The 22,816-nt window shown below is 67.6% G+C and carries 18 protein-coding genes and 1 tRNA gene; 10 read left to right on the top strand and 9 right to left on the bottom strand.

Annotated features, from left to right (window positions below; translation table 11 throughout):
• Positions 1 to 144: 144 nt before the first annotated feature.
• The 6 genes from OIC96_RS35955 to OIC96_RS35930 all read left to right on the top strand — a co-directional run bounded on the left by OIC96_RS35955 (position 145) and on the right by OIC96_RS35930 (position 6,850).
• Positions 145 to 807 (top strand): hypothetical protein, encoded by a 663-nt coding sequence (locus OIC96_RS35955; protein WP_330303835.1) that lies wholly within the window; start codon positions 145 to 147, stop codon positions 805 to 807.
• A gap of 396 nt (positions 808 to 1,203) precedes the next feature.
• On the top strand, positions 1,204 to 2,424 hold the full coding sequence (locus OIC96_RS35950) for a branched-chain amino acid ABC transporter substrate-binding protein (RefSeq protein ID WP_330303836.1): 1,221 nt from the start codon (positions 1,204 to 1,206) through the stop codon (positions 2,422 to 2,424).
• A 112-nt stretch (positions 2,425 to 2,536) separates the two neighbouring features.
• Positions 2,537 to 3,469 (top strand): branched-chain amino acid ABC transporter permease, encoded by a 933-nt coding sequence (locus tag OIC96_RS35945; RefSeq protein WP_330303837.1) that lies wholly within the window; start codon positions 2,537 to 2,539, stop codon positions 3,467 to 3,469.
• 5 nt (positions 3,470 to 3,474) lie between these two features.
• Complete coding sequence (locus OIC96_RS35940; protein ID WP_330310057.1) at positions 3,475 to 5,241, top strand: branched-chain amino acid ABC transporter permease; 1,767 nt, start codon at positions 3,475 to 3,477, stop codon at positions 5,239 to 5,241.
• Between the two features lie 5 nt (positions 5,242 to 5,246).
• Positions 5,247 to 6,137 carry an ABC transporter ATP-binding protein gene (locus OIC96_RS35935; protein WP_330303838.1) on the top strand — a complete coding sequence of 297 codons (891 nt, stop codon included), beginning with the start codon at positions 5,247 to 5,249 and terminating at the stop codon, positions 6,135 to 6,137.
• Complete coding sequence (locus OIC96_RS35930) at positions 6,134 to 6,850, top strand: ABC transporter ATP-binding protein (RefSeq protein ID WP_330303839.1); 717 nt, start codon at positions 6,134 to 6,136, stop codon at positions 6,848 to 6,850. Before OIC96_RS35935 ends, OIC96_RS35930 begins: the two co-directional genes overlap by 4 nt.
• A gap of 120 nt (positions 6,851 to 6,970) precedes the next feature.
• Here the strand turns inward: OIC96_RS35930 and OIC96_RS35925 are convergent, their stop codons facing one another.
• Entirely contained in the window at positions 6,971 to 7,627 is a 657-nt protein-coding gene (locus OIC96_RS35925) for an ANTAR domain-containing response regulator (RefSeq protein ID WP_327427952.1), read from the bottom strand.
• A 101-nt stretch (positions 7,628 to 7,728) separates the two neighbouring features.
• On the opposite strand from OIC96_RS35925, the gene OIC96_RS35920 reads away from it, so the two are divergent.
• The 3 genes from OIC96_RS35920 to OIC96_RS35910 all read left to right on the top strand — a co-directional run bounded on the left by OIC96_RS35920 (position 7,729) and on the right by OIC96_RS35910 (position 10,713).
• Positions 7,729 to 7,801: transfer RNA gene (locus OIC96_RS35920), tRNA-Leu, on the top strand.
• A gap of 105 nt (positions 7,802 to 7,906) precedes the next feature.
• Positions 7,907 to 8,686, top strand: a complete 780-nt coding sequence (locus OIC96_RS35915; protein ID WP_330303840.1) for a helix-turn-helix domain-containing protein — start codon at positions 7,907 to 7,909, stop codon at positions 8,684 to 8,686.
• Positions 8,687 to 8,793: 107 nt separating this feature from the next.
• Complete coding sequence (locus OIC96_RS35910; protein WP_330303841.1) at positions 8,794 to 10,713, top strand: alkyl/aryl-sulfatase; 1,920 nt, start codon at positions 8,794 to 8,796, stop codon at positions 10,711 to 10,713.
• A 64-nt stretch (positions 10,714 to 10,777) separates the two neighbouring features.
• Here the strand turns inward: OIC96_RS35910 and pyk are convergent, their stop codons facing one another.
• Entirely contained in the window at positions 10,778 to 12,214 is a 1,437-nt protein-coding gene (gene pyk, locus OIC96_RS35905) for a pyruvate kinase (RefSeq protein ID WP_330303842.1), read from the bottom strand.
• Positions 12,215 to 12,396: 182 nt separating this feature from the next.
• Positions 12,397 to 13,131: an SIMPL domain-containing protein gene (locus OIC96_RS35900; RefSeq protein ID WP_330303843.1), complete on the bottom strand. Its 735-nt coding sequence runs from the start codon at positions 13,129 to 13,131 to the stop codon at positions 12,397 to 12,399.
• 139 nt (positions 13,132 to 13,270) lie between these two features.
• Here OIC96_RS35900 and OIC96_RS35895 point away from each other — a divergent pair, with 139 nt between their 5' ends.
• Entirely contained in the window at positions 13,271 to 15,076 is a 1,806-nt protein-coding gene (locus OIC96_RS35895; protein ID WP_330303844.1) for a bifunctional metallophosphatase/5'-nucleotidase, read from the top strand.
• A gap of 132 nt (positions 15,077 to 15,208) precedes the next feature.
• On the opposite strand, the gene OIC96_RS35890 is transcribed toward OIC96_RS35895, so the two are convergent.
• The 6 genes from OIC96_RS35890 to OIC96_RS35865 all read right to left on the bottom strand — a co-directional run bounded on the left by OIC96_RS35890 (position 15,209) and on the right by OIC96_RS35865 (position 22,815).
• Positions 15,209 to 16,630, bottom strand: a complete 1,422-nt coding sequence (locus OIC96_RS35890; RefSeq protein WP_330303845.1) for a lysine N(6)-hydroxylase/L-ornithine N(5)-oxygenase family protein — start codon at positions 16,628 to 16,630, stop codon at positions 15,209 to 15,211.
• Complete coding sequence (locus OIC96_RS35885; protein WP_330303846.1) at positions 16,627 to 17,997, bottom strand: pyridoxal phosphate-dependent decarboxylase family protein; 1,371 nt, start codon at positions 17,995 to 17,997, stop codon at positions 16,627 to 16,629. Before OIC96_RS35885 ends, OIC96_RS35890 begins: the two co-directional genes overlap by 4 nt.
• Before the next feature lie 315 nt (positions 17,998 to 18,312).
• Entirely contained in the window at positions 18,313 to 20,802 is a 2,490-nt protein-coding gene (pepN, locus tag OIC96_RS35880; RefSeq protein WP_330303847.1) for an aminopeptidase N, read from the bottom strand.
• Positions 20,803 to 20,894: 92 nt separating this feature from the next.
• Complete coding sequence (locus OIC96_RS35875; RefSeq protein WP_330303848.1) at positions 20,895 to 21,425, bottom strand: response regulator; 531 nt, start codon at positions 21,423 to 21,425, stop codon at positions 20,895 to 20,897.
• Between the two features lie 149 nt (positions 21,426 to 21,574).
• Complete coding sequence (locus tag OIC96_RS35870) at positions 21,575 to 21,919, bottom strand: chorismate mutase (protein ID WP_330303849.1); 345 nt, start codon at positions 21,917 to 21,919, stop codon at positions 21,575 to 21,577.
• 11 nt (positions 21,920 to 21,930) lie between these two features.
• Positions 21,931 to 22,815, bottom strand: a complete 885-nt coding sequence (locus OIC96_RS35865; RefSeq protein ID WP_330303850.1) for a helix-turn-helix domain-containing protein — start codon at positions 22,813 to 22,815, stop codon at positions 21,931 to 21,933.
• Position 22,816: the final 1 nt, after the last annotated feature.

Below are 22,816 nucleotides of genomic sequence, written 5' to 3'. Positions count from 1 at the left end.
CCGTCGCGCGCCGGAGAACGGCGAGCAGGCCACGGCCGGACACCTCGGCGGCCACCCCCGGGTACCAGAACCCCCTCCACCACCGCCAACTCCCCCGCCCACAACGCCATTGGCGGAGCCCCACACTCCGGCATAGCGTGAAGCATGACCGGCATCGGGCCCGTCGAGCCGTACCACCCCGATGAAGCCGACGGCCCTCACCAGGACACGCCAAGCGACCTGCTGTGGTCGAAATCCTCCCGCGCCGGCACCCGTTGGGCCGCACTCCCCCGCACCCGCCGCCGCCTCGTCCAAGCCCTGATCATCGCCGCGGTCGCCACCGGCACCGTCCTCACCCTGCGCCCCGCACCGGCCACCCAGGCAGCCCCCGACCTCTCCCCCTGGCCCGCCACCGTCACCACCCTCCACTACAAGGGCCGGGGAACCACCCCCGCGTCCTACCGGTTCGAGATCGACGTCGCCCGCGGCAGCCCCGTCACCGTCCACCAAGTCGGCGCCGGACTACCCGAGTTGGGCGCCACCACCACACCCCGGCTGCCACTGACAGTAAGGGCCGGAACGCCCCGGCTGATCACCGTACGCATCTCCGTATACAAGTGCGCCGCCCTGCCACCCGCCCTCGACCTCCCCCACCTCGACCTGCTCCTCAGCAACCGCACCGCGCAGCAACAGCAGAGCTTCCTCTTCGGCGGCACCTACCCCCACGACCTGTGGACCGACCTGCGCACCACCTGCTTCCCCAACCCGGCCACCACCGCGCCCACTTCCCCCGACCAGGACACCCGGCACGACCTCACACGCCGGTAACAGTGGGTTACCTCTGCCGTAATGAAGCAATGCTCGCGCCACCGCGCCCCCGGCGCCGCACCCCGACGAACACCCCGCCCCACCGCCATATCGACCGAAGCCGCCCGGTCCCATGAACCGGAACAGGGCGTTCTCACGATGCGAACACGCAGTCACCCCCGGACGGCATCCCGAAATACTCCGATCATCCACCCCGCACCCGCCAGAACACCCCCCGCATAACAAGAGCGTCACAGCCTTCCCTACGCTCCTGTGAGCTCCCCCTACCTGCGCTTATAGTCACGGCCAGTCACCGCGCCGCCGGGCGCGTCTACTGCACGGCCTGCATCACCCAGTACGGCCCGGCGAGACACACGGCCCCCACCCTGGGGAGCCGCGCCAGGGAGAGGATTCAACGTGCGACAGCGTTCTTTGGTCATACTCACTTCCGTGCTCACCACAGGAGCACTCACGCTGACCGCCTGCGGCTCGCGCGACGACAGCGGAGACAGCAAAAGCAGCAAGAAGACCGAGATCATCATCGGCGTGGACGCGCCGCTGACCGGTCAGAACTCCGCCACCGGCCTTGGCATCCAGGGCGGCGTCCAGATCGCCGTCGACGACGCCAACAAGAACAACACTGTCCCCGGCGTGACCTTCAAGGTCGAGGCGCACGACGACAAGGCCATCCCGGCCCAGGGCCAGTCGAACGCCACCGGACTCGTCCAGAACGAGAAGGTCCTCGGCGTGGTCGGCCCGCTGAACTCCGGCGTCGCCACCCAGATGCAGCAGGTCTTCGCCACCGCCAACCTGGTCGAGATCTCGCCGTCCAACACGGCCCCCGAGCTCACCCAGGGCAAGAACTGGCAGACCTCGAAGTCGCGTCCCTTCAAGACGTACTTCCGCACCGCCACCACCGACGCCCTCCAGGGCGGCTTCGCTGCCGACTACGCCTACAACACCCTGAAGAAGCGCAAGGTGTTCGTGGTCGACGACAAGCAGACCTACGGCGCCGGCCTGGCCAAGCTCTTCAAGGCCGGCTTCACCAAGGCCGGCGGCAAGGTCGCCGGCGAGGACCACGTCAACACCGGCGACACCGACTTCTCGGCCCTCGTCACCAAGATCAAGAACTCCAAGGCCGACCTCGTCTACTACGGCGGCCAGTACGACGAGTCCGAGAAGCTCACCAAGCAGCTCAAGGACGGCGGAGCCAAGATCCCGCTCTTCGGCGGTGACGGCATGTTCACCCCGACCTACATCGAGACCGCCGGCAAGACCTCCGAAGGCGACCTCGTCACCTCCGTCGGCCAGCCCGTCGACTCCCTGCCCTCCGCCGCCGACTTCATCAAGAAGTACAAGGCCTCCGGCCTCAAGGGCGACTACGGCACCTACGGCGGCTACTCCTACGACGCCGCCACCGCCATCATCAAGGCCATCGGCAACGTCGTGAAGGACGGCAAGATCCCCACCGACGCCCGCGCCAAGATCGTCGCCGAAGTCCAGAAGACCAAGTTCGACGGCATCGCCGGCCCCGTCTCCTTCGACGAGTACGGCGACACCACCAACAAGCAGCTCACCGTCTACCAGGTCGTCGACGGCAAGTGGAAGGCCGTCAAGAGCGGCACGTTCAACGGCTAAGCCCCACTGCCGCTAGCACCACCCCCAGGGCCGCGCGGCCAAGACCACCCGTCACCGCGCGGCCCGTTTCATACGCCCTGCTCAACACTCCCCACCACATGGAGGCCATGCGGTGAACACCCTGCCGCAGCAGCTGGCCAACGGGCTGTTCCTCGGCTCGATGTACGGGCTGATCGCCATCGGCTACACGATGGTGTACGGCATCGTCCAGCTCATCAACTTCGCCCACGGCGAGATCTTCATGACCGGCGGCTTCGGCGCACTCACGGTCTACCTTTACGTTCTGCCAAACGGCACATCCATGTGGATAGCCCTCCCGGCGATGCTCATAGGCGGCGGACTCGTCTCCGTCCTCATCGCCGTCGGGGCCGAACGCTTCGCCTACCGACCACTGCGCGGAGCACCACGCCTCGCCCCCCTCATCACCGCCATCGGCCTCTCCCTCGCACTCCAGCAGGCCGTCTTCAACTGGTACCCGGACGCCAAGACCGACATCAACTTCCCCCAGATCGACGGCGGCCCCTGGCACCTCGGCTCCATCAGCATCAGCAGCGGCTCCCTCTTCGTCATCATCGCCGCGCCCATCTGCATGGCAGCCCTCGCCCTCTTCGTCAGCCTCTCCCGCACCGGCCGCGCCATGCAGGCCACCGCGCAGGACCCTGACACCGCACAACTCATGGGCATCGACACCAACCGCATCATCGTCATCGCCTTCGCCATCGGCGGCTTCTTCGCCGCCGTCGCAGCCGTCGCCTACGGCCTGCGCTACGGCTCGGTCAAGTACGACATGGGCTTCCAGATGGGCCTCAAGGCCTTCACCGCGGCCGTCCTCGGCGGCATCGGCAACATCTACGGCGCCATGATCGGCGGCCTCGTCCTCGGCCTCGCCGAAACCATGGCCACCAGCTACATCGACGGCATCCCCGGCATGCAGCAGCTCGGCGGCGGCGGCTGGGCCTCCGTATGGGCCTTCGTACTCCTCATCCTCGTACTGCTGTTCAGGCCACAAGGCCTAGTCGGCGAACGCGTCGCGGACAGGGCGTGAGCACCATGGCAACCATCGAGAACACGGCCGAGCGCGGCCTGATCGCACTCCCCCAGACCGCCGCCCGCGCCCTCATCGCCTTCGGCGCCATCGCCACCATCGCCAGCACCTTCATGTCCTGGACCTACACGTCCGACTTCCCCGGGGACCTCACCTACTACGGCTCCCCGGCCGGACTCCAGGTCCTCGACCTCATCGCAGGCGCCCTCGCCCTCCTCTTCGCGCTCACCCTCTGGAACATCCGCGGCCTGCGCTGGCTCAACCCGGCAGGCGCCACCCAGCCCGTCGTCCTCGCCGCCGCCTCCGCGTTCACCGTCAGCTGGTTCAGCGCGATCGCCATCGCCGTCGACCTCAAGGGCCTCGTCGCCCTCGACCCCGGCGCCTACATCGCCGCCATCGGCTCCCTGATCGCCCTCCTCGGCACCCTGGCACTCCCCAAGCCCGGCGACACCTTCAAGGACTACATCAGCAAGCCGGACAACATCCCCCCGGCAGCCAAGCTCCCCGCCTGGGGCGAACGCCTCGTCATCACCGCCGCCACCGCCGTGGCCCTGATCGTCTTCAACTACGGCATCGGCGTCGACCCCGACGCAAGCGAAACGTTCCTCGGCTACCTGCTCCTGGTCATCTTCGGCACCTGGGCACTCCTCACCGCCGGACTCTTCGACCGCTTCGCCGCACTCAACGCCCGCCACAAGGGATTCGCCACCACCATGGCATTCCTCGCCGCGGCGATCTTCCCCTGGGTCGCGAACAACGAGCACAACGCCAACCTCGGCGTCAACATCCTCGTCGTCGGAACCGTCGCCCTCGGCCTCAACATCGTCGTCGGCCTCACCGGACTCCTCGACCTCGGATACGTCGCCTTCCTCGGCGTCGGCGCCTACGCCGCAGCCCTCGTCTCCGGCTCCGAGTTCTCCCGCTTCTCCGGCGTCCAGTTCCCCTTCTGGGCCGCCATGCTCACCGGCATGGCCGCATCGCTCGTCTTCGGCGTCCTCATCGGCGCCCCCACCCTGCGACTGCGCGGCGACTACCTCGCCATCGTCACCCTGGGCTTCGGAGAAATCTTCCGCATCTCCGTCAACAACATGGACGGCTCCAGCGGACCGAACCTCACCAACGGCCCCAACGGCATCTCCATGATCCCGGACCTCAAGATCTTCGGGTTCAACTTCGGAAGCAGCCACGACGTCGCCGGAGTCACCCTCGGCCGCTTCGCGAACTACTTCCTGCTGATGCTGCTCATCACCGCGATCGTCGTCATCGTCTTCAACCGCGCCGCCGACTCCCGCATCGGCCGCTCCTGGATCGCCATCCGCGAAGACGAGACCGCCGCCACAGCCATGGGCATCAACGGCTTCCGCGTCAAACTCATCGCCTTCGCCCTCGGCGCCTCGCTCGCAGGCCTCGCCGGTACGGTCTCAGCCCACGTCGGCTACAGCGTCAACCCGGCCCCGTACCAGTTCGCCGGCTCCGTACCGCCCAACTCCGCGTTCCTGCTCGCCGCAGTCGTCCTCGGCGGCATGGGCACGGTCAACGGCCCCATCCTCGGCGCCACCCTGCTCTACCTCCTCCCCGAGAAGCTCAGCTTCCTCAAGGAGTACCAGCTCTTCGCCTTCGGCATCGCGCTCGTCATCCTCATGCGCTTCCGCCCTGAAGGCATCATCGCCAACCGCCGCCGCCAACTCGAATTCCACGAAGCAGACCAGATCGACATCCCCGAACAAGGCCTGCCCGACTCCACCGTCGGCGTCACCAAGGCAGGGGCGTGACCCACATGACCACCACCACGGCCACCACCCCCGTCCTCGAAGCCAGCGGCGTCACCATGCGCTTCGGCGGCCTCACCGCCGTACGCAGCGTCGACCTCACCGTCAACACCGGCGAGATCGTCGGCCTCATCGGCCCCAACGGCGCCGGCAAGACCACCTTCTTCAACTGCCTGACGGGCCTGTACGTCCCGACCGAGGGCAAGGTGTCGTACAAGGGCACGGTGCTGCCCCCCAAGCCGCACCTGGTCACCAGCGCCGGCATCGCCCGCACCTTCCAGAACATCCGGCTCTTCGCCAACATGACCGTCCTGGAAAACGTCCTCGTCGGCCGCCACACCCGCACCAAGGAAGGCCTCTGGTCGGCCCTCCTCCGCGGCCCCGGCTTCCGCAAGGCCGAAGCAACCTCCCGCGAACGCGCCATGGAACTGCTGGAGTTCATCGGCCTCGCCCACAAAGCCGACCACCTCTCCCGCAACCTCCCCTACGGCGAACAGCGCAAGCTCGAAATCGCGCGAGCGATGGCGAGCGAACCCGGACTCCTGCTCCTGGACGAGCCCACGGCCGGCATGAACCCCCAGGAAACACGGGCAACCGAAGACCTCGTCTTCGCCATCCGCGACCGGGGCATCGCCGTCCTCGTCATCGAGCACGACATGCGCTTCATCTTCAACCTCAGCGACCGCGTCGCCTGCCTCGTCCAGGGCGAAAAGCTCGTCGAAGGCACCTCGGAGGTCGTCCAGGGCGACGAACGCGTCATCGCCGCATACCTCGGTGAGCCGTTCGAAGGCGCTCCAGGGGCCGACGAAGTCGCCGAGGTGGAGGCCGCCGAAGCCACCGACGCCACCGAGACCTCCGGGGCAGAGAGCACCACCAGCAAGGAAGGAAACGCCCAGTGACCGCACTGCTCGAGGTCGAAGACCTCAAGGTCGCCTACGGCAAGATCGAAGCCGTCAAGGGCATCTCCTTCACCGTCGAAGCCGGCCAGATCGTCACCCTCATCGGAACCAACGGCGCCGGCAAAACCACCACCCTGCGCACCCTCTCCGGGCTCCTCAAGCCCAGCGGCGGCCGCATCCTCTTCGACGGCCAACCCCTCGCCAACGTCCCCGCCCACAAGATCGTCGCCCTCGGCCTCGCCCACTCCCCCGAGGGACGCCACATCTTCCCCCGGCTCACGATCGCCGAAAACCTCCAACTCGGAGCATTCCTGCGCAGCGACAAGGCAGGCATCGAGAAGGACATCCAGCGCGCGTACGACCTCTTCCCCATCCTGGGAGAGCGACGCAAGCAAGCAGCGGGCACGCTCTCCGGCGGCGAGCAGCAGATGCTGGCGATGGGCCGGGCGTTGATGTCCCAGCCCAAACTGCTCATGCTCGACGAACCCTCCATGGGCCTCTCGCCGATCATGATGCAGAAGATCCTGGCCACCATCGCCGAACTCAAAGCCTCCGGCACGACCATCCTCCTCGTCGAGCAGAACGCCCAAGCCGCGCTCTCCCTCGCCGACCAAGGACACGTCATGGAGGTCGGCAACATCGTCCTCTCCGGCACCGGACAGGACCTCCTGCACGACGAATCCGTACGCAAGGCATACCTCGGCGAGGACTGAGTCCACTCCAGGTCCATTCCAGGTGTACGAAGAGGCCCGCGCCCCTCGTGGGGGCGCGGGCCTCTTTCGCTGTACGCGGACGCGGACGCAGACGCAGACGCAGACGCAGACGGACCAGGGCTAGCCCTTGGCCGACTTCTTCTCCTCGGCGTCCAGAATGACCGCCTCGGCAACCTGCTGCATGGACATACGACGGTCCATCGAGGTCTTCTGAATCCACCGGAACGCAGCAGGCTCCGTCAGCCCGTACTGGGTCTGCAGCACCGACTTCGCACGGTCCACCAGCTTCCGCGTCTCCAGCCGCTGCGTGAGATCCTCGATCTCCTTCTCCAGCGCCTTCAACTCCGTGAACCGCGACACCGCCATCTCAATGGCGGGCACCACGTCACTCTTGCTGAACGGCTTCACCAGATACGCCATCGCACCGGCATCGCGCGCACGCTCCACGAGGTCACGCTGCGAGAACGCGGTGAGCATCAGGACCGGCGCGATCGACTCTTCGGCAATCTTCTCGGCCGCCGAGATGCCATCCAGCTTCGGCATCTTCACGTCGAGGATCACCAGGTCCGGCCTGTGCTCCCGGGCCAGCTCGACGGCCTGCTCACCGTCACCCGCCTCGCCTACGACGGTGTAGCCCTCTTCCTCCAGCATCTCCTTGAGGTCGAGACGAATCAGCGCCTCGTCCTCTGCGATGACGACACGGGTCGTCAGCGGAGGCACGTGCGACTTGTCGTCGTCGGGCGCGTCTACGGGCTGGGGCGACTCGGGGGCGGTCACGGGGGCTCCTCGTTCAGGGCGGGGTACTGCTGACAAGAGCCTACCTAGCTGCGGTAAGGTAAGGGCACGGCGGGTGACCACCAGCCTTGCTTTTAGAGGAAGCCCCGGTAGTCCAGCGGTAGAGACACGGTGCTCAAACCACCGACAGCGTCGGTTCGAATCCGACTCGGGGCACTTTTCCTTAGATTCGAAGGTCACCTCAGGAAGCGGATGTCCACGTTCTCGTGAACATCCGCTTTTTGCTGCGTGGCGTCACGGTCGGTAACTCAAAGTGTCCACATGGAACAGCACGGCCCTTCGATTCGGGCTCAGGCAGTCGCACTCATGCGCCAGGGCGTACCCAATCGCGTCGTCGCGGAACGTCTCAACATCCCGCGCGGGACCATCGGCTGGTGGCGCAGCGAAGACCGCAGAGCGCGCGGCGAAGCCTACGAGCAGCCGTCGGACTGTCCACACTGCACAGCCCGCGACTTCGACCGAGTCGCGTACGCCTACCTGCTGGGGCTCTACCTCGGCGACGGCCACATCATCTCGAAGCGCAAGCAGCACCACTTGTCCATCTTCTGCAACGCGACACAAACCGGCTTAGTCGCAGCCGCCGAAGAAGCGATGCGCAAGGTGATGCCGCTGCCAAGCGTCAAACCACGCTACAAGCAGGGCTGCACCGAGGTGAAGTCCTATAGCAAGCACTGGACTTGCATGTTCCCCCAGCACGCGCCCGGCAAAAAGCACGAGCGCCCCATCGTCCTCGAACCCTGGCAGCAGGAAATCGTCGACGCTCACCCCTGGGAGTTCATCCGGGGCCTCATCCACTCCGACGGATGCCGCATCACCAACTGGACGACGCGTCTCGTCGGCGGTGAGCGCAAGCGCTACGAGTACCCCCGGTACTTCTTCACCAACGTCTCCGACGACATCCGCCAGCTCTACACCGACACCCTCGACAAGCTCGGCATCCAGTGGACCCACTGCACCCGCAACGGAAACCCGTACAACATCTCCGTCGCCCGCCGCGCCTGCGTCGCCCTCATGGACACCCACGTAGGCCCCAAGTACTGACCCCGCAATATGACCCGTCACTGCCTGCCCCGCCCCCGACTGGGAGCTGCCCCAAATCCCGAAGGAAGTGTTGACCCGCAGCAAGAGGCGGGGCGATCTTCGGCCGCATGACTCCCATGAACCGACGAGGTTTCGTCGTCGCGGCTGCCGGTGCGGCTGCGGCGGCTGTTGCGCTCAATCCGCAGTCCGCTGCCGCACTGGGTGCGAGTGGCGGTGGCACTGCGACGGATGCCGCTGATTTCGACGCCGCTGACAAGGGGTTCATCGCCGCGCTGGAGCCGGGCGTGGTGAGGAATTCGGCCGGCACTGTGGTGTGGGACAACGATGCGTACGACTTCCTGAAGAACGACGCGCCGAAGTCCGCGAACGCGAGCTTGTGGCGGCAGTCGCAGCTGACGCGGAAGCAGGGGCTGTACAAGGTCACGGACCGGATTTATCAGGTCCGTGGGCTGGACCTCTCCAACATGACCATCGTCGAAGGCGACACCGGGATCGTCGTCATCGACCCGCTCATCTCCGCGGAGACGGCCGCCGCCGCGCTGAAGCTGTACCGCGATCACGTGGCCGACAGGAAGGTCACGGGGCTGATCTACACCCACCCGCACGTCGATCACTACGGTGGCTGCCGTGGCGTACTGCCGGACGGGGCCGGGGACGTGCCCATCCTCGCGCCCGAGGGGTTCATGGAGCACGCGGTCTCCGAGAACGTGTACGCGGGTACGGCGATGACCCGGCGCTCGATCTACATGTACGGCGCTCAGCTCGACAAGGGGCCTGCTGGGCAGATCGGGTGCGGTCTCGGGCAGAGCATCTCGACCGGCACCATCGGGCTACTCGAACCGACGACGTACATCTCCGCGACTGGGCAGCGGGAGACGGTCGATGGTGTCGTTATGGAGTTCCAGATGACGCCGGGGACGGAGGCGCCGGCCGAGATGAACTTCCTGTTCCCCGAGTTGCGTGCGGTCTGCATGGCGGAGAACGCGACGCACACGATGCACAACCTCATCACCCTGCGGGGTGCGCAGGTTCGGGATGCCAAGCAATGGGCGGCGTATCTGACGGAGTCCATTGGGCGGTACGACGGTCGGGTGGATGTCGCGTTCGCGTCGCACCACTGGCCGACCTGGGGAAATGGCGACATTGTCGCGCTGTTGGAGAACCAGCGGGATCTGTATGCCTACATGCATGATCAGACGCTGCGGATGCTGAATTCGGGGATGACGGGGCGGGAGATCGCGGAGGAGTTCGTGCTGCCGCCCGCGCTGGCCGGCGTATGGGCGAATCACGGCTATTACGGGTCGCTGAGTCATAACGTGAAGGGCATTTATCAGCGGTACATGGGATGGTTCGATGCCAATCCGGCGCATTTGTGGGAGCATCCGCCGGTCGCCGAGGCCAAGCGGTATGTGAAGGCGCTCGGGGGGATGTCGTCGGCCGTGTCGAAGGCGCGTGGGTTCGTCCGTGATGGTGATCTGCGGTTTGCCGCGACGTTGCTGAATCACTGTGTGTTCGCCGAGCCTGATGCCGAGAAGCCGAAGCAGCTGCTGGCGCAGGTCTACGAGAAGCTGGCCTATGCCGCTGAGAACGCGGTGTGGCGGAACTTCTATCTGACGGGTGCGATGGAGTTGCGGGAGGGTGTGAAGCCGCCGTCGACGACGAGTGACAGTTCGGATGTGAAGGCTGCGCTGTCGGTCGACCAGTTGATCGACGCGATGTCGGTGCGGGTGAATGGGCCGAAGGCCTGGGATCTGGATCTGGCGATCGACTGGTATCTGCCGGGGCAGCCAGGGCAGGGAAAGTACTGGCATCTGCGTCTGAAGAACGGGGTGTTGACTCACACCGTCGATGCGAAGGCGAGTGCTTCCGCCGGGCTCACGCTCACCATGAACAAGGTGCAGTTGCTTCAGCTGCTGGCCGGGAAGGGGTTGGGGTCCATTCAGACGTCCGGTGACACCAGCCTGCTCACCAAGTTGTTCTCGGTGATCGTGACGCCTACCGCCGACTTCAACATCGTGACTCCGTAGGAAATGGGCCCCTCTTGAAGCTTGCTTGATGCTTAAAGAGGGGTCCTTTGCGTCCCATGACGTCCTACTTGGGGCTGTCGTCCTCGCCGATGTGGTGGACGCGTACGAGGTTGGTCGAGCCGGAGACTCCGGGCGGGGAGCCGGCCGTGATGACGACGATGTCGCCTTTTTGGCAGCGGCCGTATTTGAGGAGGAGTTCGTCGACCTGGTCGACCATGGCGTCGGTGGAGTCGACGTGGGGGCCGAGGAAGGTTTCGACGCCCCAGGTGAGGTTGAGCTGGGAGCGGGTGGCGGGGGTGGGGGTGAAGGCGAGGAGGGGGATGGGTGAGCGGTAGCGCGAGAGGCGGCGGACGGTGTCGCCGGACTGGGTGAAGGCGACGAGGAACTTGGCTCCCAGGAAGTCGCCCATCTCCGCTGCCGCTCGGGCGACGGCGCCGCCCTGGGTGCGGGGTTTGTTGCGTTCGGTCAGGGGCGGGAGGCCCTTGGCGAGGATGTCTTCCTCGGCGGCTTCGACGATGCGGGCCATGGTCTTGACGGTCTCGACGGGGTATTTGCCGACGCTGGTCTCGCCGGAGAGCATCACGGCGTCCGTACCGTCGATCACCGCGTTCGCCACGTCCGAGGCCTCCGCGCGTGTCGGGCGGGAGTTGTCGATCATCGAGTCGAGCATCTGGGTGGCGACGATGACCGGCTTGGCGTTGCGTTTCGCCAGTTTGATGGCGCGCTTTTGGACGATGGGGACCTGCTCCAGTGGCATTTCCACGCCCAGGTCGCCTCGCGCGACCATGATGCCGTCGAAGGCGGCGACGATGTTGTCGATGTTGTCGACGGCTTGGGGCTTCTCCACCTTGGCGATCACCGGGAGGCGGCGGTTTTCCTCGTCCATGATGCGGTGGACGTCTTCGATGTCGCGGCCGCTGCGGACGAAGGAGAGGGCGATGACGTCGAAGCCGGAGCGTAGGGCCCAGCGGAGGTCTGCTTCGTCCTTGTCGGAGAGGGCGGGGACGGAGACGGCGACGCCGGGGAGGTTGAGGCCTTTGTGGTCGGAGACCATGCCGCCTTCGACGACGGTGGTGTGGACGCGGGGGCCGTCGACTGCGGTGACTTCGAGGGTGACTTTGCCGTCGTCGACGAGGATGCGTTCGCCGGGGGTGACGTCGGTGTTGAGGCCGGAGTAGGTGGTGCCGCAGGTTTGGCGGTCGCCTTGGGTGCCTTCTTCGACGGTGATGGTGAAGGTGTCTCCGCGTTCAAGGAGTACGGGGCCTTCGCTGAAGCGGCCGAGTCGGATCTTCGGGCCTTGAAGGTCGGCGAGGATGCCGACGCTGCGGCCGGTCTCGTCGGAGGCCTTTCGTACGTGCCGGTAGCGCTCCTCGTGTTCGGCGTAGGTGCCGTGGCTGAGGTTGAAGCGGGCTACGTCCATTCCGGCTTCGACCAGGGCTTTGATCTGGTCGTATGAGTCGGTGGCGGGGCCCAATGTACAGACGATTTTTGCTCGGCGCATGGTTTGAGCCTAGGCCTTACCGGCGGGTAGAGAATTGGTCGTGCGTGACTACTCAACAACCTTTACGTGAAGCCTTATTGACAACAGTTGAATTGTGCGCCGGGGTGCTCGGATGAGCACGGTGGGGTTTTGGCGCACCCCGGCTGTATTTACGCACGGAGAAATGGTGCTGCCCGCTTCGGCTACAGCTGGGGTGGTGCCATGGTGAATCGGGCGTTGACCTGGGCGTAGACGTGTTGGCGTTGGGGTTCGAGGTCGAGGGGTGGGGCTTCGTCGTCGTGGGCGCCGCCGGTGAAGGACCTGGTGCGCAGGGTGCGGGCGGTTTGGGCTTCGAAGGCGTAGGGCTGGGCGTTCTCGGCTCCGATGTCGGCGAGTTCGACGAGGGCGGTGAGGGTGGTGCCGAGGGCTTCGGCGTATTCGCGGGCGCGTTGGACGGCTTCGCGGACTGCTTGTTGGCGGGCTGTGCGGTGGGCGGGTGAGTCGGGGCGCAGGGCCCAGGAGGGGCCGTCGACTTGGGTGACGTCGAGGTCGGCGAGTCGTGTGGTGAGTTCGCCGAGTGCGGTGAAGTCGGTGAATTCGGCGGTGATGTGGACGCGGCCGTAGTAGTGGCGGATGCGTTCACCGCGGCCGCGTTTGGTGAGTTCGGGTGTGATGGAGAAGGCGCCGGTCTCGACGCGTTCGACTGCGTCGCCGTAGGACTTGACGACGTCGAGGGCGGTGGTGTTGCGGCGGGTGAGGTCGGCGAGGGCGTCTCGTTTGTCGGTGCCGCGGGCGATGACGGTGATGCCGATGCGGGCGATTTCGGGGTCGACTTCGAGGTGGGCTTCGCCGCGGACGGCGATGCGTGGGGATTCGGGTGTTCCGTAGGGGGTTGTGGGTTGGGGTTCCTCGGGGGTGGTGTCCGGGGTGGGGGTCATACGTCCCACTCTGTCACTGGGCGGGTTGGTTCTGGGTGCCTACAGGTCATCAGATCGAAACCTCCTGGACCTGTTGCGGTGGTGGTGGGTGGGTCAGAATCTACGCGCGTCGTTGACCTTTTCCCTAGGAGCCATAGACATGCCGTTGAACCGCCGGAAGTTCCTGAAGAAGTCCGCTGTGACGGGTGCGGGGGTCGCGCTCGCCGGGGCGGCCGCGGCTCCGGCGGCGCAGGCTGCCGAGTCCGTGGCGGGTGTGAAGGCCCCGAAGCGGTATTCGCTGACGGTGCTGGGTACGACGGACCTGCACGGGCATGTCTTCAACTGGGATTACTTCAAGGACGCGGAGTACACGGACAAGGCGGGCAACGCGCAGGGTCTGGCGCGGATTTCGACGCTGGTGAACGAGATCCGTGAGGAGAAGGGCCGCTGCAACACGCTGCTGCTGGACGCGGGTGACACGATCCAGGGCACCCCGCTGACGTACTACTACGCGAAGGTGGACCCGATTACCGCCAAGGGCGGTCCGGTCCACCCGATGGCGCAGGCGATGAACGCGATCGGGTTCGATGCGGCGGCGCTCGGCAACCACGAGTTCAACTACGGGATCGAGACGCTGCGGAAGTTCGAGTCGCAGTGTCGTTTCCCGCTGCTGGGTGCGAACGCGCTGGACGCGAAGACGCTGAAGCCGGCGTTCCCTCCCTACTTCATCAAGAAGTTCCATGTGCCGGGCGCCCCGCCGGTGAAGGTGGCCGTGCTCGGCCTCACCAACCCGGGTATCGCGATCTGGGACAAGGCGTATGTGCAGGGGAAGTTGACGTTCCCGGGTCTGGAGGAGCAGGCGGCGAAGTGGGTGCCGAAGCTGCGGTCGATGGGTGCGGACGTGGTCGTGGTGTCGGCGCACTCCGGTTCGTCCGGCACGTCCTCCTACGGTGACCAGCTGCCGTACGTCGAGAATTCGGCGGCGCTGGTCGCTCAGCAGGTGCCGGGTATCGACGCGATCCTGGTGGGGCACGCGCATGTGGAGATCCCGGAGCTGAAGGTCACGAACACGGCGACGGGCAAGACGGTCGTGCTGTCGGAGCCGCTGGCGTATGCGGAGCGGCTGTCGGTGTTCGACGTCGAGCTGGTTTTCGAGAAGGGGAAGTGGACGGTCGAGTCGGTGGCGGCGTCGGTCCGCAACTCGAACTCGGTCGCCGACGACCCGAAGATCACCAAGCTGTTGAAGGACGAGCACGACGTGGTTGTCGCGTATGTCAACCAGGTGGTGGGCACGGCAACGGAGACGTTGACGACGGTTGAGGCTCGGTACAAGGACGCCCCGATCATCGACCTGATCACCAAGGTGCAGGAGGACGTGGTCAAGGCGGCGCTGGTGGGTACGTCGTATGCGTCGCTGCCGGTGATCGCGCAGGCGTCGCCGTTCTCGCGTACGTCGGAGATCCCGGCGGGGAACGTGACCATCCGCGATCTGTCCAGCCTGTATGTGTACGACAACACGCTGGTCGCGAAGTTGATGACGGGCGCGCAGATCCGGGCGTACCTGGAGTACTCGGCGCAGTATTTCGTGCAGACGGCGGCGGATGCCACGGTCGACGTGGAGAAGCTGACGAACGCGAACAGCCGTCCGGACTACAACTACGACTACGTTTCGGGTCTTCAGTACGACATCGACATCGCGCAGGCGGCGGGTTCGCGGATCAAGAACCTGACCTACAACGGTGCGGCGCTGGATGACGCGGAGCAGTTCGTGCTGGCGGTGAACAACTACCGGGCCAATGGTGGCGGTGCGTTCCCGCATGTCGCTTCCGCCACCGAGGTGTGGGCGGAGTCGACGGAGATCCGTACGCGGATCGCCGAGTGGGTGACCGCGAAGGGCGCGCTCGACCCGAAGGAGTTCGCTTCGGTGGACTGGAAGCTGACGCGGGACGGCACGCCCGTCTTCTAGCGGTCCGAAGGCCTGAAGGTCGGGAGATGAAGGCCTGAAGGTCGGGAGATCCAGAGGTCCAGCGGGGATACGTCCACGGTGTCGGCGATGGTTTTCGCGTCGGCGCCGTGGACGCTGCTTTTTCCCTTTTGCTTACCTTCCCTCGACGAGGGGGGTGAGTGTGCGGGCGGTGTCGCGGGCGGTGGGGATCTGGGGGTGGGGGTCGAGTCCGAAGGTGGTGAAGGCCGTTCGTCCGGGGAGGGGGTAGGGGTCTTTGCCGGTGAGGGAGTTGAGGATGGTGGCGCTGCGCCAGGCGGCGAGGCCGAGGTCGGGGGCGCCTACGCCGTGGGTGTGGAGTTCGGCGTTCTGGACGTGGACGTGGCCGGTGACGGAGGGGTCGAGGACGAGGCGGAACTGGTCGTCGATGCGGGGGCGTTCGGAGCTGTCGCGGCGCAGGTAGGGGTCGAGTCCGGCGAGGATCTGGCCGAGGGGGCGTTCGCGGTAGCCGGTGGCGAGGACGACGGCGTCGGTGGTGAGGCGGGTGCGGGCGCCTTGTTGGACGTGTTCCAGGTGGAGTTCGACTTGGGTGGTGGCGACGCGTCCGGCGGTGCGGACGGTGACGGCGGGGGTGAGGACGGCGTCGGGCCAGCCGCCGTGGAGGGTGCGGCGGTAGAGCTCGTCGTGGATGGCGGCGATGGTGTCGGCGTCGATGCCTTTGTGGAGCTGCCATTGGGCGGCGACGAGGCGGTCGCGTACGGGTTCGGTGAGGTGGTGGAAGTAGCGGGTGTAGTCCGGGGTGAAGTGTTCGAGGCCGAGCTTGGAGTACTCCATGGGGGCGAACGCTTCGGTGCGGGCGAGCCAGTGGATTTTCTCGCGGCCCGGGGGGCGGTTGCGCAGCAGGTCGAGGAAGACTTCGGCGCCGGATTGTCCCGCGCCGATGACGGTGATGTGTTCGGCGGTGAGGAACTGTTCGCGGTGCTTGAGGTAGTCCGCGGCGTGGATGACGGGCACGCCGGGGGCTTCGACGAGTGGTCTGAGCGGTTCGGGGATGTGGGGGGCGGTGCCGACGCCGAGGACGATGTTGCGGGTGTAGGTGCGGCCGAGGGCTTCGGCTTCTCCGTCGGTGTCGAGTTGGGTGAAGTCGACTTCGAACAGGGTGCGTTCGGGGTTCCAGCGGACGGCGTCGACCTGGTGGCCGAAGTGGAGTCCGGGGAGGCTGTCGGCGACCCAGCGGCAGTAGGCGTCGTATTCGGCGCGCTGGATGTGGAAGCGCTCGGCGAAGTAGAAGGGGAAGAGTCGTTCGCGGGCTTTGAGGTAGCTGAGGAACGACCAGGGGCTGGCGGGGTCGGCGAGGGTCACCAGGTCGGCGAGGAAGGGGACTTGGAGGGTGGCGCCGTCGATGAGGAGGCCGGGGTGCCAGTCGAAGCCGGGGCGTTGTTCGTAGAAGACGCTGTCGAGTTCGGCGAGGGGCTGGGCGAGGGCGGCGAGGGAGAGGTTGAAGGGGCCGATGCCGATGCCCACCAGGTCGCGGGGTGCTTCGGCGGCGGGGCGTGTGGGGGTGGGCGTCGGGCTCATTGGGGGGTGTGTCCTTCCACCAGTTTCAGGAGCGTGGCCAGGTCGCCCGGCCGGGTGTGGGGGTTGAGGAGGGTGGCTTTGAGCCAGAGGCGGCCGTCGAGTGTGGCGCGTCCGAGGACGGCGCGGCCTTGGTGCAGGAGGGTGCGGCGTACGGCGGCGACGGCGGCGTCGGGGGCTCCGGCGGGTCGGAACAGGACGGTGCTGATGGTGGGCCGGTCGTAGAGCTCGAAGCCGGGGTGGGCGGCTATGAGGTCGGCCAACTCGTGGGCGTGGGCGCAGACTTGGTCGACGAGGGCGCCGATGCCTTCTCTGCCGAGGGTTTTGAGGGTGACGGCGATTTTGAGGATGTCGGGGCGTCGGGTGGTGCGCAGGGAGCGGCCGAGGAGGTCGGGGAGTCCTGCTTCGGTGTCGTCGTCGGCGTTGAGGTAGTCGGCGCGGTGTTGCAGTACGGCGAGGTCGTGGGGGTCGCGTACGGCGAGGAGTCCTGCGGCGACGGGCTGCCAGCCGAGTTTGTGCAGGTCGAGGGTGACGGTGTGGGCGCGGTCGAGTCCGTCGAGTTGGGTGCGGTGGTGGTCGCTGAAGAGGAGGCCTCCGCCGTAGGCGGCGTCGATGTGGAGGCGGGCGCCGTGGGCGGCGCACAGGTCGGCGATGTCGGGCAGTGGGTCGATGAGCCCGGCGTCGGTGGTGCCGGCGGTGGCGGCGACGAGGAAGTTGCCGCGGGGGCCGGGCAGTTCGGTGAGGGCTTCGTCGAGGGCTGCGGGGTCCATGGTGCCGGCGGGGGCGGGGACGACGACGGGGTCGGGCAGGCCGAGCAGCCAGGCGGCGCGGTGCAGGGAGTGGTGGGCGTTGGCACCGCAGACGAGTTGTACCGCGCTGTGGGCTTCGCGGGCGAGGAGGAGGGCGAGTTGGTTGGACTCGGTGCCGCCGGTGGTGACGAGGGCGTCGCCTTGGGTGCCGTAGACCTCGTGGGCCAGGGCTTGGGTGACGAGGGTTTCCAGCTCGGATGCGGCTGGGGCCTGGTCCCAGGAGTCGAGGGACGGGTTGAGGGCGGCGGCGGCGAGGTCGGCGGCGGTGGCTACGGCGAGGGGTGGGCAGTGGAGGTGGGCGGCGCACAGGGGGTCGGCGGGGTCGGCGGCGCCTTCCGCGAGGGCGCGTACGAGGACGTGCAGGGCGTCCTGGGTTCCCTGTCGGGGCAGTACGTCGCCGACCGTGTCCCGTAGGCGGTGGGCCACTGCCTGCGGGCCTCCGGCGGGGAGTGGTCCTCCGCGTGCGGTGGCGCCCTCGCGTAGGGCGTCGAGGACGGTTTCGAGCAACGGCCGCAGTGCGTCGGGGCCTTCGGGTCCTGAGGCGAGGGGCGGCGTGCTCATGGGGTGTCCTCCGGTGGGCGCGCGGCAGGGGGAGTCCAAGCCTGTACGCATTTCGGGTCGGCGCGCCCGTATAGGACAACGATCCGACCCAAAAGGGGGTACTGCCGTACGGAGGAAATGTGTTGGGCAGGCGAAGGTGCTAGGCGTCACGCGCGTTTGTCGCCCCCGCCGCCCTTACCCGTCCCATCCCTGGGGGCTGCGCCCCCAGACCCCGCTGGGTAGTTCGTCGGCTGCGGGTCGGTGGGGGCTTGTCGCGCAGTTCCCCGCGCCCCTTAAGGGGCGCGGGGAACTGCGCAATCTTTTAGGGGGCCGGTGTTACGGCTCACGTACCCGCAATGCTCGGGCCAGGTCGTCGAGTTGGTCGGTGAGTTTGCGGCGGAGGGCGGGGGTGGGGTCGGCGTCGCGGAGGCAGGTCTCGCCGAGGGTGAGGGTCGAGGCGGAGATGGCGTGGACGGGGAAGGCCCAGCGTCCGGCGGCTTCGGCGATGGCGGGGCCGCGGCGGGCGGCGAGCGCTACGGCGTCGGGCCAGTACCGCTCGACGTACTCCCGTACGAGGTCGGCCTGTTCGGGCTGCCAGAAGCCTTGCGCGGTGGCGGTGAAGAGGTAGTTGGAGAGGTCGTCGGTGGTGAACATCGACTCCCAGGCCGCACGCTTGGCCGCCGGGTCGGGCAGCGCGGCCCGGCAGCGGGCGGCGCCTTCCTGGCCGGTGGCGCTGGGGTCCTGGACGAGTTCGGCGTCGATGACGGCGTCGTCGACGGCGCCGAGGACGGCGAGCCGGCCGAGGATGCGCCAGCGCAGCTCGGGGTCGAGTTCGGGGCCGCCGGGGACGGTGCCCTCGGAGAACCAGGCGCTGATGGTGTCGGGGTGGGCGGCGACGTCGATGAAGTGGCGTACGGCGGTGAGCCGCAGGCCGGGGTGGGAGCCGTCCTCGGTGCGGCGGATGAGGTCGCGGCACAGGTCGGTGAGGGTGGCGAGGGCGGCCGGGCGGTCCTCGGCGGTGAGGAAGCGGTCGGCTACGTGGGCGGTCGCGAAGGACAGGACGCCTTGGACGAGGGCGAGGTCGGTCTCGTGCGGGAGGTGGGCGCGGGCGGCGTCCACGTAGGCCATGGCGGGCAGTTCGCCGTCGCGTACGGCGTCGCGCAGGGCGTTCCAGACGACGGCGCGGGTGAGCGGGTCGGGGAGGCCGGAGAGGGCCGTACGGACGGTTTCGAAGGACTCGGGGTCGAAGCGGACCTTGGCGTAGGAGAGGTCGCCGTCGTTGAGGAGGAGCAGGGCGGGGCGTTTGCCGATCGCCTCCGGTTCGGCCTGGGGGACGTCGAGGTCGAGGCGTTCGCGGAGGGTGAGGCGGCTGTTGTCGGTGAGGTCCTGGTCGTAGACGCCGACGGTGATGCGGTGCGGGCGGCTGCCGTCGCGGCGCACGGTGAGTGTGTGGCTGCCGTCGGTGCCGGCCTCGGTCGTCGGGGTGAGGGTGTCGACGCCGGTGGTGCGCAGCCAGGCGTCGGCCCAGGCGTGCACGTCGCGTTCGGTGGCTCCGGCGAGGGAGTCGATGAAGTCGGCGAGGGTGGCGTTGGCGAACTTGTGGCGGGCGAAGTGGGTGTTGATGCCGGTGAGGAAGTCCTTCTCGCCGAGCCAGGCCACCAGTTGGCGCAGGGCGGAGGCGCCCTTGGCGTAGGAGATGCCGTCGAAGTTGAGCATGGCGGACGCGGTGTCGGGGACGGCTTCCGGGTCGGGGGCGACGGGGTGGGTGGAGGGGCGCTGGTCGGCGTCGTAGCCCCAGGATTTGCGGGCGACGCCGAAGTCGACCCAGGTGTCGGTGAAGCGGGTGGCTTCGGTGAGGGTCTGGTAGCCCATGTACTCGGCGAAGGACTCGTTCAGCCAGATGTCGTCCCACCAGCGCAGGGTGACGAGGTCGCCGAACCACATGTGGGCCATTTCGTGGGCGATGACCATGGCGCGGGTCTGCCGCTCGGTGTCGGTGACGGCGGAGCGGTAGATGAACTCGTCGCGGAAGGTGACGAGTCCGGGGTTCTCCATGGCGCCGGCGTTGAACTCGGGGACGAACGCCTGGTCGTAGGAGTCGAAGGGGTAGGGCTCCTCGAACTTCTCGTGGTAGCGGTCGTAGCAGGCGCGGGTGATGTCGAGGATCTCGTCGGCGTCGGCGTCCATGTGGGGGGCCAGGGAGCGGCGGCAGTGGATGCCGAAGGGGAGGCCGCGGTGCTCGGTGCGTACGGAGTGCCAGGGGCCTGCGGCGACGGCGACGAGGTAGGTGGAGATGAGCGGGGTGGGGGCGGCTTTCCAGCGGCCTTCCCCGAGGTGTTCGGTGACGCCGTTGGCGAGGACGGTCCAGCCGTCGGGGGCGGTGACGGACAGGTCGAAGACGGCCTTCAGGTCGGGCTGGTCGAAGGCGGCGAAGACGCGCTGGACGTCTTCCATGAACAGCTGGGTGTAGAGGTAGGTCTCGCCGTCGGTGGGGTCGGTGAAGCGGTGCATGCCCTCGCCGGTGCGGGAGTAGCGCATGGCGGCGTCGACGCGCAGCTCGTGCTCGCCGGCGGTGAGGCCGTCCAGGGGCAGCCGGTTCTCGTCGAGGGTCTCGGGGTCGAGGGGCCGGCCGTCGAGGGTGACGGAGCGCAGTTCGGCGGGCTTCAGCTCGACGAAGGTGTCCGCGTCGGTGCGGACGGTGAACCGGATGACGGTGCGGGAGTCGAAGGTCTCGTCCCCGCGGGTCAGGTCGAGTTCGATCCCGTAGTGGTGGACGTCGAGGAGCTTGGCTCGGGTCTGCGCTTCGTCGCGCGTCAGTACGGACATGAGGACATGCTGCCTGATGGGTCCGACAGCGCACAGGGGCGGTCCGGTACGTGGCGTATGTCCCCTGTGGATATGGCGTATGTCCTAGGCGGTTACGGGGTGCGGTCCTGTTGCAGCGTCTCGTTGCGGGGATCGCGCTGGACGGGGACGCGGGTGTCGGGGTGTGTGAGGGCGGGGTCGGGGGTGTGTTCCTTGATCAGGGCGCGCAGTTCGCGCACTTCGTGTTCCAGGCTCCGCTGGCGTTGGTGGGCGTCGTACAGGTAGCGGACCTTGGTGCGCAGGGCCCAGGGGTCGATGGGTTTCATGACGAGGTCGGCGACGCCGAGGTTGAAGGCGATGGAGGTGAGTTCGGCGTCCGGGCCGAAGCCGGTGAGCAGGATGATGGGGATGTGCTGGGTCTGTTCCAGGCGCCGCATGTAGCGGACGACGTCGAGGCCGCTGACGCCGGGCATGCGCACGTCGAGGAGGAGCAGCCCGACCTGGCCGCGCAGGACTTCCTTGAGCGCTTCGTCGCCGCTGGTGGCCCGCGCGGCCTGGTAGCCCAGCGGGGCCAGGGCGCTCTCCAGGGCGTACAGCGTGTCCTCATGGTCGTCGACGATGAGGATTCTGGCATCCGACGGCATGGCCTGACGTCCCCTCGTTTGGACATACCAGCTTATGCCCGTACCGACTCACGACGTGAGCCCGTGGTTGTGTCAGGTGGGTCTGGGGAGTGCTCGACAGCGAGTGCTCGGCAAGGAGTGCTCAGGATGCACGCCCGGACGGCCCGGTGTCACTCCCCCGGTCGGGCCGTGCCGTTCCCGGTGCCGTCCGCGATGCGCTCGTGGTGGCGGATGACCTCGGCGATGATGAAATTCAGCAATTTTTCGGCGAAGGCCGGATCCAGCTTGGCGTTCTCGGCGAGGCGGCGCAGCCGGGCGATCTGGTGGGCCTCGCGGGAGGGATCGGCGGGCGGCAGCTGGTGGGCGGCCTTGAGGTGGCCGACCTGCTGGGTGCATTTGAAGCGCTCGGCGAGCATGTGGACGACGGCGGCGTCGATGTTGTCGATGCTGTCGCGCAGCCGGTCGAGTTCGGCGCGGACGGCGGGGTCGACTTCCTGGGGCTTGCTGGTGGTCATGACATCCAACCCTACGGGGCGTGCGGGGGCTCGATCATGGGTGGATCGTCGGGGTCGGGGATCTGGTTGCTCCAGCCGCCGGGGACGGTTCGGCCCTGCTGGTCGCGGAAGCGGACGGGGGCGATGCCGACGCGGCGGGTGAAGAGGCGGGAGAAGTAGGCGGGGTCGTCGTAGCCGACGCGGCGGGCGACGGCGGCGACGGGGAGTTCGGTGGCGGCGAGGAGTTCTTTGGCGCGGCCCAGGCGGATGCCGAGGAGGTAGTCCTTGGGGCTGCATCCGGCGCGGCGGCGGACGGCGGTGCGCAGTTCGGCGGGGGTCATGCCGTGCCGGGCGGCGTGTTCGGCGACGGACAGGGGCTGGAAGGCGTCGCGGGCGAGGGCCTGGAGGACTTCGTCGCCGTCGGGGGCGAGGTCGGCGCGGGCGCGGCGCAGGGCGACGAGGAGTTCGTGGACGGCGGCGCCGGTCTCCACTTCCAGGAGGGGGTTGCCGCGGCGGGCGGCGCGGGCGATGCGGCCGACGACGGTGCGGGCGGCGCCCGCGTCGGCGAGGGGGACGACGGGCCGGTCGGGTTCGATGTAGCCGAGTTCGGTGTACGTGGCTGTCGCGGGTCCGGTGAAGTCGACGAAGCACTCGTCCCAGCTGGGGTCGGGCCCGTAGTGGTGTGGTGTGCCGGGGGTGAGCCAGATCAGGGCGGGCGCGGTGACGGGGTGGCGGTGTCCGTCGGGGGTGCGGTACCAGCCGCTGCCCGCGCTGATCACGACGGCGACGTGGTGGTCGAGGGTGCGGGGTCCGACGACGGGCAGTTCGCCGTACTGGAGGCCGACGCCGAGGCAGGCGAGTCCGAGGCGGTGGTGGGCTGGAGCGGGGGTGAAATAGCGCATCCAGGTGTGGTACATG

This window comes from Streptomyces sp. NBC_00775, assembly GCF_036347135.1.
Taxonomy (GTDB): Bacteria; Actinomycetota; Actinomycetes; order Streptomycetales; family Streptomycetaceae; genus Streptomyces; species Streptomyces lutosisoli.
The sequence above is the reverse complement of the archived record's forward strand: the minus strand, read 5'-3'. Positions and strand labels throughout refer to the sequence as shown.